The sequence below is a fragment of the Pirellulales bacterium genome (genome assembly GCA_019636345.1).
GTDB lineage: Bacteria > Planctomycetota > Planctomycetia > Pirellulales > Lacipirellulaceae.
This window is the reverse complement of record JAHBXQ010000005.1, coordinates 1-13,055: the sequence shown is the minus strand read 5'-3', so window position 1 is coordinate 13,055 and position 13,055 is coordinate 1. Positions and strand designations below refer to the sequence as shown.

Below are 13,055 nucleotides of genomic sequence, written 5' to 3'. Positions count from 1 at the left end.
GCTTGAGTTGAGAAGTTTCTAGAGTCGCAATCACGATGTCCTGTCAGGTCCTGTCGCTCGCATGCGGAATCGAATCCATGCGCGACTGGCGGTCGCCGGTCGCAGACCGGCGAGGGTTGGCGGTGCGCCGCCGTCGCGTCCACGCAATTCCTGCCGCGAGCAGCAAGCCCGCCGTCGCGGGCTCGGGCACGGCGAGCAACGCCGCGAACGCCGCCTCGCCGTGGACGGCGACGTAATCGGCTTTGAAGAGCTGAAAGTCGGCATAGCCGTTCTCGCCGTCTCCGTTGAGATCTCCCAAGCCGTACGAGGCCGCCGTACTGAGCCCGACAAACGTCGCCCCGGCGTTGGCGACGAAGATCTCCCAGTCGGCGACCGTCAACGCCCCGTCGAAGTTCAGATCGCTTCGAACGAACGGACTGCCGCCGTTTCCGACGTAGATCACGGTGGCGTTGACGACGGCGTCGGCGGCGTCGGTGATCGAAAGCGCCAAGTCCTCGACAGGCGAGCGGATCCAGCCGCTTGCCGGCGAAAGCACGATCTGCTGCCCCGCGTCCAGCGTGCCCGGGTCGCCGGTTGACGCTTCGGCAAACAGCGAATAGCTGCCTGCAGGCGACGTGACGATCCAGGCGTTGACGTCGTCGACCGACCCGTCCCCCTCCGCGTCGTAGAAGCCGGTGATCGGCGTCAAGGCGCTGCGCTGGATTGCGCCGACGGACGAGGCGAGCGAGAGCGATTTCAGCGACAGCGGCGCCCCCGTGTTATTCGTCAGCGTGATGGCGCCGGTGCTCCGATTCACCACGGCGTCAAGCGCCACCGCGGGGATGACGCGGTAGATCTCTCCTTGGCCGTTGGCCGGAAAGAACGAGTTGCCGAACTTGACGATGTACAGGTTGCCCGCGTTGTCTTCGCCGAAGGACGTCACGAACCGAATGTCCGAGGAGCCGCCGGCCAGGGTCTCGAACTGGACCGTGTGATTCTCGATGCCGGTCATGTTCGCGCCGTTGTAGGCCGCGGAGGGCGTGTTCGGGTCGAACGTCCCCGAGTAGACGTTGCCGTTCACGAAATCAGAGAAGAAGTACCGCCCGTGCAGTTCTGCCGCCGGGCCGCGGTAGACGTAGCCGCCGGTGATCGAGGTGCCGTACAGAGCCGAGGGATGCGGCAACACGATGTGCGGTCCGTGGGAGTACTCGAAGACGGGATTCAAATCGCCGGGCGACCCGGGGCCGCCTGCCGAACTGCCCGGCGTGGCGATCGTTCCCTCGCGGCTGGTCCAACCGAAGTCCAGGGGCGGCGCGGCAGGATTGGCGAAATGACCGGCCGGGATGAAGTTCACTTCTTCTGCCGCGTTGAAACCGACGTCGCCGAAGTAAAAGTCGCCGGTCTCGCGATCGAACGACGAGCGATAAGGATTGCGAATCCCGAGCGCGACGACGCTCACCCCGGCGTGCGTCGCATCGACGGCCGGAACCGGATAGCTGGCGTTCAGGTCGAAGCGCAGCACTTTGCCGTAGATTGAATTCGGGCTCTCGATGAGCGCCGGGTTGAACGACCCTTGATCCGCCTGGGTTCCGCCGTCGCCGGTGGTGAGGTAAAGCTCGGTGCTGCTCCCGCCCGGTCGGAATAACGGCTGATTGATCGTGTGAAACACGTTGGCCAGGTTGTTGTACTGCAGCAGCCGCCGCTGGAAGACCGGCGCGCCGTCGACGACACGGTACTCCTCCAGGCGGTTCACTCCCGAGTCGTTCAGCGTGACGTAGAAATAGCCGCTGGTTTCGAAGTCGGGACGAAATTCCATCGCCAAGAGACCGCCGTCCGAGTTGACGGTTCCCGAGAGGTCCAGAAACGTCGTGATCGACTGCGTCTGCAGGTCGTATTTTTGAACCCTCCCTAGCGTGTTCGTTCCCTCGCGCCGTTCGACGATGTACAGCGACGAATCGTCGCCCGGCGCCTGGGTCACGTACATCGGCTGGTTCAAGCCGGTGACGAGCCGCTCGACGGCGTAGGCGGCGAACAGCGTCTTGGCCGGCGACAAGGCGACCATCGCTGCGCACGTTGCAACGAAGCCGGCGCCGATCCGAGAGGAGAGTTGCGTCACGATCTAAATGCTTTGCGATTCACGAGGCGTGCTGAGAGCGTCGTCGAGCGCACTCGTCAGCGGGCCTGAGTCTGACTGCCGAGCGTTCGCTCGGAGAATTTGTGCGAGTTCGCGGCTCGGCGTCATGCTGAGCCAGACAAGTCGTCACGTCGGTCGTTTCTTGCTGAGAACCCTCAAAGCGGGAGAGCGCGCCTGCCGTCGGCGACTCGACTGCCCCAGCGACCCGTCGACGACCGGTCGCGCTCCCCGCTCAAGGATTCAATTCATCTGCCCATCTGCTTTCGGCGAATCATGCGCCGAATCGCCGAATCCCCTTTCCGCCCGCCAGGGCCGCGATCGCCAGGACCAGGCAGGTCGGCTCCGGCACGACCGGCCCGAGCACGACGTTCGGACCGGCGGTGAAGTTGTCGAGCGCCTGGGCTGCGCTCAGGGCCGTGTTGTAAATCCGCACTTCGTCGTAGTTGGCGTCGACCATGCCGTCGTTCCACTGCGACCGACCGAGCCACACGTTGAGCTCGTCCGGAGCAAAGGCGAGCAGGTCGAGCGCGCCCGAGATCCCGGAGTTTCCCATCAGCGCGCCGTTGCGATACACCGTGAGCGATCCGGGCAGGCCGCCCGACTGATCGAGAACGGCGACGATGTGCTCTTGCGATCCGATCGCAAGATCAGTGCCGTTGGCGTCGCCCAGGTCGTCGACCCAGGTGGTCGGTCCTTCGCCGGCGCTCGAGCTGGTCGTGACGCGGAAGTCGTTCCCGCGGCCGCCGTCGCCGGTGCGAGGAATAATCTGGATGTACGGTCGTCCGCCGGCGCTGTCGGAGATCCCCTCGCCGCCGTTGCTGCGGCCGGCCGAGAAGAGCGCCCGCCAATCGCCGTTGCTGTTCATCGTGACCCACATTTCGATCGAGACCTGGGCGCTGGCGCCTCCCGTCGCGGCGGCGGAGACGAGCCCGTTGGGCAGGTCGACCCAACCGCCGGCGCCGGTTCCGTCGTTGTTCGAGTTCGAGCTCGGGCTGGGGTTGTTCGCCAAGTTCAGCTCGCCCCCGGCGATGCTGGCGTTGGAGCCGTACACGATGCCGTTCTGGCCGCTTACCGAGTCGTTGGCCGTGCCGTCGTTGAACGAGTATCGATTCACCAAGGCTCCCTGAGCCGCGGGCGCACCGACGATCCCCGCCAGGAGGAGCATCCACAGTTGTCGCTTCATGAGTACTGACCTCGAAAAGAAAGGTGGGAAGAGAACGAAAAAACAGAGTCGAAAGTCAAGTTGCAACAGTCGGCCGGGTCTTCGCTTGGTTGCGGCGAGGTTCGTCAACGATGTCTGCAGGCACTGTCATCGGCATCGGCACAAAGGAGCGTTGCCTTGCGGTTGCTACGCGGCGAGTTGAACTTCGACGGCCGTTACCGACGCCGCGGGAAACTCCCACGGCCCTGCGAGGGGCAGAGGCCGCTCGACGGTTTGCATGACGGAATCGCTGTTGAGGTCGTCGATCTCGACCATCGGATCGTCCGCGATCGTGAAAGCCCGAGCGCCCGTTGCGCTGGCGCCGTTCACAACGAGCCGAGCCGCGACGGAACGACTTTGATTCGTGTTGACGACGTGCAGAAAGAGTCGGTCGCCGGTACGGCTGGCAACGACGTCCAACTCCCCTCCCGCGTTTGCGGCGACCGCCTGCTCGCCAATGTGCTTGCGGTAGAGTTCCATGACCCGGGCCACGGGCATGAGATACGACTTCCCGTGCGGAACAGGGATCATCACGGCGTTTACCTGCCACCGCGTCCCGCAGAAATCGGCGGCAGTGGCGATCTTCAGCATGTCGCCGTGCCGCTGGTGGTTGTTCAGGATTCGGGCGTAGGACGCTCCTGCGGCCCAGGTCGACAGCACGTCGCACCGGTTGCGACCGGGGATTGCGAAGTGGCACTCCGTCATCGCCAGCGGACAAGATCGTCCGCCCAGGCTGTCGCGAACCTCCCGGATCTTGCGATCGTTGTGTTCCCACGCAGTCATCAGGCAGTCCCAGGTCGCCGCGGGGTCGCGTCGGTAGCGCTGGCCGGCCAGGACCGGCGACTCGCGGCGGTCGGGGTTGAACATGTGGTGGAAGGCGAGCAGATCGACGTCCTCGCCGACCCGATCGAGCATGGTCGGGGCCCACCCCGAATCTCCCCAGGCGATGATCTTGATCGACGGATCGACGCGCCGCATCGCCCGCGAGAATTCCCGCGTTTTTTCAATCGCAACGTCCCGCGAGAAGCCGCGATCGTCGTAGGAGGTCTCGTTGCCGAGTTGCCAGTAGCGAACGGTCAGCGGGGACTCCAGGCCATGGGCCCGTCGTTCGACATTGTCGGGATCGTTGCAATAGGCGACCCAGTCGGCCGCCTCCTGAGCGTCTCCCCACCGCACATTGCCTCCGGCCAGACGGTACTGTCGCCGGCCGTCCCCCTCGAAGTTGACGCACATCAGCGGCTCGGCGTCGACCTGTCGGCACAACTCGACGAACTCACACGAGCCGATTTGATTCGACTCGATCCCGCCCCACATCAGATTGTGCATCGGCACGCGCGTGGGCCGGGGGCCGACCGCTTCGCGCCATCGATAGAAGTCCGTGAAAATCCCCCCCCACCGCATCATCGTCGGCGCCAATTGGCGAGTCGCCGCGACAAAATCGGGCCGCCACTGGTCGCGGGAGTGGTCCCAGGACGCTTCCACTGAACTGTCGGTGACGCCGAGCGGTTCCATGAACTGCATGAACAAATAGGGCGAGAGATCGAATCGAGGGGTCGGATCGACGACGATCACTTCGTCCGCTGGCGACTTTCCTTCGCCGGCTGTGGCGACGGTCAGCGCGCTCGAGCCGACGATGACCGTGGCGATCGCCTGTCTCCGAGTGACGTGATTCGTCATAACGAGTCACAAGCGGCGCCGCCGCTTGCGATGGAATTACAGGACAAAGACAAGATGGGCGAGCGAAGGACTTCGACCCGATCCGATCCCGCCGAAAAGCCGCGTCTTCTCCGGCGTCCCCTGCAAGGGGCGCCGGAGGTCGCGGGCCGCCAGGGCGGACATGGCAAGCGCGAGGAGAACCAGCCTGTCGCCAGCGGGGACGGCGTCCCCGTTATTGTGTAAATACCATGAGCCCCGACGGCATTACGGTTTTTTTCGCACACTCGAAAAAATGGGAGCAATCACAGCTCCCCTGCGAGCGAGATTTCGCCGCTTGGCGTTGCTGGACAGCATTTCGAAGCTTTTTCCGTAATGCGGAGTCGTTTCGCGGTATTACACATGCAGAGGGTCGAGCCACTCCGATCCTTAGCGTCTCTCGAAAGCTGGTCTCGATATTGGGCATTGGCACAGCGAGATTTGCCGTGGGCAACGCCTGAGATCGTACAGCCGGGGCGAGACGGCCTCGGCGGTCGTTGTCGGCGCTGCCTCCCAAGTTGTGGCGCCAGGATTGCTCCGCTAAGCTTCGTCGTTGAGCTTCAAAATGCCCTCTCGTCCCGCCGCTGACTTGTCGTGCCACTCCAACCGCGCGGCGAAGAATCGCTTGCCCGCTTGTTGCACCATGAACGAGAACGGAGACCCGTCAGAGCCCGGAGCCCGCAAGGCTGAGGACGGCAGCGAGGATTTCGTCCAACTGCTGACCAACTCGCAACTGATGCTCCATCGATACATCGCCTCGATGCTGGGAGGGTTGGACGATGCCAGACAGATTCTTCAGGACGTGAATCTGACCCTGTGGCGAAAGCGGGACGAATTCGCCCTGGGGACGAATTTCTCCGTCTGGTCCCGCAAGGTCGCCTATTGGCAAGTCCGCGCCTTTTTGCGCGACCGGCGTCGCGATCGGCATGTGTTCAACGACGAACTGCTGGAACTGATCGCCGACCGTTCGGCGATCGGCGAAGAGGAGGCCGACTCCGACGGCGACACGACCCAGGAGGCCCTGCGGACGTGTCTTGAACACCTGACGCTCGCGAATCGGGCGCTGATTCGCGAACGATACTCGAACGGCCTGTCGGTTCAGGCCTTGGCGCTGAGGCATAACAAGTCCGACAACGCCATGCGCGTGGCCTTGCTGAGGATTCGCCGCGTGCTGCTTCGTTGCATCAGGAAGGCGATCGCGATGACATGATCACTGACGGCTGGTTCGCGCGACTGCCTCCGGAGACCCACCGCACGGTCCGTCTCCGCCGGCCTCGCGGACTCGTACGACGATTGTGAACGATATGACGCGACGGCGGCCGCTTGGCTGCGTCCGTCGCAAACAATGCTCCCGGGCAGGGGACGCTGAGAATGGGCGCTACGCAAGGCAATCGAAGAGTGGATCGCGAATTCGAACAATTCGACCAGCTCTGCTGCGACTTGGTCGACGGTACGATCGCCGAGGCTGACTTCCGGCGATTGCAGGAGCTCATGCAATCCGACGTCCGCCTTGTCGACCGGTACGTGGAATGGATTCGGCTCCACTCGCGCCTCGACTTGGAACTGGGCGCCGACGGGCTCGCCGCCGCGATCAAAGGCGCGCGAACTGCCGGCAAGGCTGCGCCGAAACAACTCGCTCCGCGCGCCCTCGATGTCCGCGGTCGGGGGCCCGCCAGCGGCGGCGCTTCCCGAATTCGCAGGACCTGGCCGTCGCTCGCCCTGGCGACGGCGGCGCTCGTGCTGGTCGCAGCGATGCTCGCCCTGCGCGAGAACGACAAACTTGCCGTGGCTCCGACCGAATCGGTCGAGTTGCCGGAGCCGTCGGTCGCGACCCCGCCGGCAGTCCTTGCGGAGGTTCCTGCCGGAGGCGCGGTGGACGAAGACAAACGCCCTGCAGTCCGCGGCAGGGAACGCGCTCCCCGACGCGTTCCTCGGGGTTTCGGCGTGATCTCGCAGGTCATGGCCGCCAAGTGGAGCGACGACCGCATGGCCACCGACGTCGGAGCCCGGATCCCCGAACGGCGGCTGAGGCTCGTGCAAGGCGCCGTCCAAATCGAGTTGGTCAACGGCGTCAGTTTGATCGTTCAATCGCCGGCGGATTTCGAGGTCAAGAGCCCCCAGCAGGTCGTCTGCCATTCCGGCCAGATCCGCGCTCACGTGCCGAAGGTCGCTGACGAATTCGCGATCGTCACCCCCTCCTACAAGGTGGTCGATCTGGGGACGGAGTTCGCCCTCGACGTCGCGGCCGACGGGTCCTCGAAGTGCCACGTTCTTGACGGCGAAGTGGAATTGCATTTGCCGGCTCGCGAGGAGCGCGAACCGGTGCTGCTGCGACAAGGCGAGAGCATCATGGCGCGCCCGGGGGGGGCTCTTGAGAAAGACGACGCGTCGGCGGACCGTATTCCCGTCGACGCCGCGACCCTCGCCGATATGGCCTCCCGATACCAGGGCGAGCGCTTCACGGCCTGGAAGGAGTTCAGCGAGCAGTTCCGTCAAGACCCGTCGTTGTTGGCGTACTTCGATTTTGAAGGCCTCGTCGGGTGGTCGCGGTCGCTTCCCTGCCGGTCGCAGGGGCGGATGAGCGTCCTGGACGGGGCGATCGTCGGCTGCCAAGTGGCTCAAGGCCGGTGGCCCGAGAAGACCGCGCTCGAGTTCAAACGCGTCAACGACCGCGTCCGCATCAACGTTCCGGGAGAGCACGAATCCCTGTCCATGACTGCCTGGATACGGATCGAGGGTTTCGAGCGATCGCTCAGTTCGATCATGTTGACCGACGGCCACGACCTGGGCGAGGTCCATTGGCAGATCACCAATTACGGCGCCTTGCGGTTGGGGGTCAAGGCGGAGAGCGACCGTTCGCACGACTTCGATTCGCCGGGCGTCGTCACGCCCGACGTCCTGGGACGCTGGCTCCATCTGGCCGTTGTGTACGACGGAGCCGCGGGACGCGTGACCCACTTCGTCAACGGCGAGGCGATCTCGTCGCACAGAATCGCGACCCGCACGGTGCTCCGCATCGGCGCGGGCGAGATCGGCAACTGGGTCCCGATCCCGGTTCCCCAGCAGGATCTGTGGCAATCAATTCGCAGTCTCAACGGTCGGATCGACGATTTCGCGATCCTCTCCCGACCGCTCTCCCCCGAGGAGGTGGCGGGAATGTACCTCGTCGGGCGACCGTAGACCATGCTCCTGCACCGGTTCGACGCTGCCGGCCATTCGCATGTCGAGCTGCCCCGGCGCCACCTCAGACTGGCGCCTGCGACCTGGCTGGCGCTGGCATCCCCTTGTCTTCCGTGAGTCTGCCGACCGAGCCAGTCGTGACGAGCATCCCTCGGACCGAGACGCCTCGGATTCGGCAGGTTATCTTGAGCTTCTCGCAGCGGCGACCTTCGCGGCCGCTCGCCGCGGGGCCTTGTCTTCGACTCGCCTGACGACGACGACGTGCGACTCCCTCAGGCGATCTCGTCGGACTCCGCAATGAGCAGGGAGAATCGAGCATGAAACGCCCGTCCAAGCAGTCCTGCAGTCGTCCGGCCCCGTCACGGCGTCAGTTCTTGCGGGCCTCCGCGACGACGGTCGGAACGCTGGTCGTGTCGTCGGGACTGGCGACGTCCTCGCTGCACGGCGCCGATGCGTCGAGCGTCAAACCACGCTCGATCGCGACGGCGGTGTTTCCGCGCGAGCCGCTGAGAAAGGTCCCCTTCGCGGCCCTGCCGTTAGGAAGCGTCCGCGCCCGGGGTTGGATGCTCAAGCAGTTGGAACTCCAACGCGACGGACTCACGGGTCGGGCCGACGCGCTGTTGCCGAGCTTGACGCGCGAGTCGAGCGCCTGGCTGGCACGGGGCGTCGGCGACGGCGAGGGGTGGGAGAAGGGGCCGTACTACGCAAAAGGGCTGACCTCGCTGGCCTACACGCTGCAAGACCCGGCGCTCGTCGCAAAAGCCGAAGCGTGGGTCGAGGCGATCCTCGGCTCGCAGCGCGAGGACGGCTTTTACGGGCCGAAGAACGACGACTGGTGGCCCCGCATGGTCGTCAACGTCATGCTGCGCGACTATGCCGAGGCGACGGGCGACGACCGGGTCGTCCCGTTTCTCGCCCGGTACTACGCCCACATGCTCAAGCGGCTTCCGAAGCGACCGCTGCAGGAATGGGGCAAAGCCCGGGCTGGCGACGAGATCGACTCCGTGTTCTGGCTCTACAACCGTACGGGCGACGAGTCCTTGCTCGTACTGGCCGATCTGCTTGACGAGCAGAGTTACCAGTGGCGGACGATCTTCGCCGAGAACGCCTTTTTCAATTCCTCCCGCCCCGTCGCCGACTTCTATCCAAAGCACTCGGTCAACGTGGCCCAGGCGCTCAAGGCGCCGGCGATCTACTGGCAGCGCTCCGGGAACGACGCCGATCGTGCGGCGTATCGCCAGGCGATCGAGCATCTGACCGCCGATCACGGCACGTCGTTCGGCATCAACACGGGGACGGAGATGGTCTCCGGGCGCTCGACCGTCGAAGGGGTCGAGCTGTGCGCGATCGTCGAAAACATGCTGAGCGCCGAGACCGCGTTGCGAATCCTGGGAGACGCTCGCATCGGCGACGAGCTGGAACTCGTGGCGTTCAATGCGCTCCCCGCGGCGTTCTCGAAGAACTTTCGCCAACACGTCTACTACACGCTGGCGAACAACGTCTCCGCCCGTCGCGGGCTAGTCGGATACGAGGTCGACTACGCCGACGGCAGAACGCCGGCGGCAAGATCGGGGTATCCCTGCTGCTGCTACAACTTGCACATGGGGTGGCCGAAGCTCGTCCAGAACGCCTGGGCGGCGACTGCCGCCGGGGGCTTGGCGCTGATGACGTACGTCCCGTCGGAGGCGACGACGCGTCTTCCCGACGGAACCGTCGTGCGCGCCGTCTGCGAGACGAACTACCCGTTTTCCGAAACGATCGCCGTCGCGATCCAGGTCGACCAGCCGACTAAGTTCCCGCTCAGCCTGCGCATACCGGGGTGGTGTCGCCGCCCGGTCGTGGCCGTCAACGGCAAGCCCTGGCCCGACGTCGCCGGCGGCCAGTTCGCCGAGCTGGATCGCGTGTGGACGACCGGCGATCGGATCGAAATTCAATACCCCATGCAGGCGAGCTTCGTGCCCGGCGTCAACGGCGCCGTCTCGGTCCGCCGGGGGCCGCTGGTCTACTCGCTCCGCATGGACGAGAAGTGGACCGAGATCGAGACCTCGCCCGTCGCCGGGTTCGAGTCGTACGAGGTCGCCTCCGAGACCCCTTGGAACTACGCTCTGGAGGTCGACGTCGACCATCCTGAGGAGCCGCTCGCGTTCGAGACTCGACCGCTCGCGGAAAACCCCTTTGCAACCGGCGCGGCGCCGGTCGTTCTCAAGGCCCGCGCCAAGCGCGTACCGGAGTGGCAGTCGCGTCCCGACGGGTTGCTGTCGCTCGACCCGCCGGCCTCCCCGGTGGCGTCCGATCAACCGACCGAGACGATCGAGCTGGCCCCGTTCGGTTCGCAGATGCTGCGGGTCACGAACTTTCCCGTCTTGGGGACGCCTTCGCCTCCGCCGCGCCAATGGAGCACCGACTTTGAGAACGGGGACGGCGCGGCGTGGATCGTCTACCGGGGCGGGGTCGTCCGCAAGAATCGACTTCACCTGCCGCTCGGCGCCAAGGCTCTGGCGACGAACACCGACTTCGCCGACGTCGCCTTTCAGGCGATCGTCAGCGTCGGCTCCGAAGGCGATGCAGGCCTCGTGTTCCGCGTGACCGAACCCTCTCTCGGGTTCGACGATTACAAAGGGTATTACGCAGGACTCGACGCCCTTCACGGCGTCGTCCTGGTGGGCAAAAGCGACTACTCGTGGACCCCCTTGGCGCGGGGGCCCTTCAACGTCGCGGCCGACCGCGATTACCTCCTCAAGGTCGTCGTGATCGGGTCGCGGATCGAGCTCTGGATCGACGACGCCCCCGACCCCGTGCTCACGTGCCGCGACGATTCGTTCACGCACGGCATGACGGGGGTTCGCTCCTACGCGAACCGCGCCTCGTTCCGCACGCTGCGCGCCGTGGAGATTTGATTCCGTTTCCGGCGGCGGCTGTCGGCGGGGAACGTGTCGTCATTCTGCCGACGAGCAAAACTCCATCATTATCTCGTGCAAAACTCCGGGCTGCGGGGCGGGGGAGACTTCGCCGAACGTGTTGGGGGCCAACGTCTTGCGCTCCGCGCCGCCGGTCGCGAGGGGACTCGTTTTGCAAGCAAAACTCGCGGCGGGCGAGCAAAACTCGCGCCCCGTCGCGGCTCGCGCCGGCGCGCGATTGCGTCGCAAGCGCGGGCGAAGCGCGCGGCTGGCAGCATCTGTTCTACGCGATGCGGCGGCCCATTTTCTAGCGAAATCCCGCGGGGAATTGAGGGGACGATTCCGGCCTTGTCGCGCCCCCCAGGGTAGCACCGGTTGTCCTCAACCGGTGCGCAAGCAAGAAGCATTTCTCCCACGGTCGCCCCAAACCGGAGCGCCGCGTGGCAAGGTAATGCCTCCCGCGCGCAGGCAGCCCTGGCCTCTGGCCAGGGGTCGCTCGGCAACCACGCACCACTGCGTAGCGGCGATCGTCCGACCCCCCGGCAGAGCCGGGGGCTGATGTTGCCATTGGCAACGTTGCGCGCGGCGCGCCCCCGGGGCAGCACCGGTTGTCCGCAAGGGAGTGCGTGAGCAAGAAGCATTTCTCCCAACCGTCGCCCCAACCTGGAGCGCCGCGTGGCAATGGAATGCCTCTTGCGGCTGGGTGCTTGAAGGGGACGCAGCTCCTTGCTTTGATCTTTGCGGGGTCTCAGAGCGGGTTCGGGCCCGAGCCGCACCGCGGAATGCTTGGCCCGCCGGGTCGACCCGAACGGCGTCCCTGTGCGCACTCATAGTCGTATCCGTTCCGCATCGCTCGCGCGCTCAATGTTAGTGTACCCTCTGTTCTGTAAAAGTCCCTGCAGGGGCCGCGTTGGTGCGGGGCGTAGCGAGCCGAGCGAAGCCCCGCACCAACGCGGCGCGCGAACTTGGGCGGCTTGAAAGGAGCGGGCCAAGACGGTTTCCTAGTTTGGTTTGGTTCTCAATCATGCCTTGATTAGGCGTCGTCATTCAGTTTTCACGAGGAAAGCGTATCATCCTATTCCAATCGCCCTCAAAACCGGCCCGCTTGTACCATTCGATCAACGCTTCCTGCGTCAGCCCGATCTTCCTGGCCTTTGGTTCGGCTCTCAAAGAGAGCGTAACGCCATAACTGTCCGCTAGCAGTGCGTTGAAGATGTCGGATTCTTGCGGCTGATGGAACTATGCACTCCACCGTAACGGCGAGCGTCGGGAGTTGATTTTCAGGTCGTCGAGAATGCGTAGGAGTCGGCGGCGCGTAATCTGGGCGATCTGCACGGCGTGCAGAAGCGGCAACAGCGCCGCGTAGGCCCGCGGTTTGCCTGCTTCCAGCAGCTTGCGGAGGATCAGACCCAAGTTGTGCGCAGCGGCCTTCAGAAGGTGGTGCTTGCGAACGTTCGCGAGGCCGCGCAGCCAAGTCCGGCGGCCGCCGCCGGTCTCGCAGACGTGGGCGAAGCTCCGCTCGCCCCGTTCGCTCCGCTGGCGCTGCAGCCGCTTGCCGTAGTCCCGCTGCGTGCGGGCCCGATTGTTGAGCACGGCCCGCTTCTGCTCCGGCGTCTTGCCCGTCCAGTTCCAGTTCGTCTCGCGCTGGGGGTGTAGGTCTTGGCGCCGACCAGCGCCGACCGCTCGACGCCGGTGAGCGTCTCGATCGCGTGATACCCCTTGTCCGCCGCGATCTTGCCGATGAGCCGGCCCGTCTCCGTCGCGTCGACGTGGTCCTGGGCGCGCTCGACGCTGGGGACCAAGGTCGCCGCGTCGGGACCGATCGCCCCCGCCTCCCGCATCAGTCCCGTGACATAGGCCCGCCAGTCTTCGCCGGTGTCCTTGCGGACGATGCTCTTCATCGCCGCGTTGGCTTCCAAGGTCGTGCTGTCGACCCCCACGGCGTGAGCGGACAACAGCTTGTGCTCGGCCA

At 65.1% G+C, this 13,055-nt stretch carries 7 protein-coding genes; 3 read left to right on the top strand and 4 right to left on the bottom strand.

The features are described 5' to 3' along the window. Positions 1-43: 43 nt before the first annotated feature. The 3 genes from KF688_12980 to KF688_12970 form a co-directional block, all read right to left on the bottom strand. Positions 44-2,041: a PQQ-dependent sugar dehydrogenase gene (locus KF688_12980; protein ID MBX3426587.1), complete on the bottom strand. Its 1,998-nt coding sequence runs from the start codon at positions 2,039-2,041 to the stop codon at positions 44-46. A 343-nt stretch (positions 2,042-2,384) separates the two neighbouring features. Continuing rightward, entirely contained in the window at positions 2,385-3,296 is a 912-nt protein-coding gene (locus KF688_12975) for a LamG domain-containing protein (protein MBX3426586.1), read from the bottom strand. A gap of 165 nt (positions 3,297-3,461) precedes the next feature. Then, on the bottom strand, positions 3,462-4,991 hold the full coding sequence (locus KF688_12970; protein ID MBX3426585.1) for a hypothetical protein: 1,530 nt from the start codon (positions 4,989-4,991) through the stop codon (positions 3,462-3,464). 658 nt (positions 4,992-5,649) lie between these two features. Between KF688_12970 and KF688_12965 the strand changes: the two genes are divergently transcribed. The 3 genes from KF688_12965 to KF688_12955 all read left to right on the top strand — a co-directional run bounded on the left by KF688_12965 (position 5,650) and on the right by KF688_12955 (position 11,083). Continuing rightward, positions 5,650-6,216: a sigma-70 family RNA polymerase sigma factor gene (locus KF688_12965; protein ID MBX3426584.1), complete on the top strand. Its 567-nt coding sequence runs from the start codon at positions 5,650-5,652 to the stop codon at positions 6,214-6,216. A gap of 188 nt (positions 6,217-6,404) precedes the next feature. Further along, positions 6,405-8,186, top strand: coding sequence for a FecR domain-containing protein (locus KF688_12960; protein ID MBX3426583.1), 1,782 nt, complete (start codon positions 6,405-6,407; stop codon positions 8,184-8,186). Positions 8,187-8,503: 317 nt separating this feature from the next. After that, positions 8,504-11,083, top strand: a complete 2,580-nt coding sequence (locus KF688_12955; protein MBX3426582.1) for a glycoside hydrolase family 127 protein — start codon at positions 8,504-8,506, stop codon at positions 11,081-11,083. A 1,239-nt stretch (positions 11,084-12,322) separates the two neighbouring features. Here the strand turns inward: KF688_12955 and KF688_12950 are convergent. Continuing rightward, positions 12,323-12,676, bottom strand: a complete 354-nt coding sequence (locus KF688_12950; GenBank protein MBX3426581.1) for a transposase — start codon at positions 12,674-12,676, stop codon at positions 12,323-12,325. Positions 12,677-13,055 lie beyond the last annotated feature (379 nt).

Coding starts and splice junctions, on each gene's coding strand:
- KF688_12980 (MBX3426587.1), bottom strand. CDS start 2,041: ATGGTCGCCTTGTCGCCGGCCAAGACGCTGTTCGCCGCCTACGCCGTC.
- KF688_12975 (MBX3426586.1), bottom strand. CDS start 3,296: ATGAAGCGACAACTGTGGATGCTCCTCCTGGCGGGGATCGTCGGTGCG.
- KF688_12970 (MBX3426585.1), bottom strand. CDS start 4,991: ATGACGAATCACGTCACTCGGAGACAGGCGATCGCCACGGTCATCGTC.
- KF688_12965 (MBX3426584.1), top strand. CDS start 5,650: ATGAACGAGAACGGAGACCCGTCAGAGCCCGGAGCCCGCAAGGCTGAG.
- KF688_12955 (MBX3426582.1), top strand. CDS start 8,504: ATGAAACGCCCGTCCAAGCAGTCCTGCAGTCGTCCGGCCCCGTCACGG.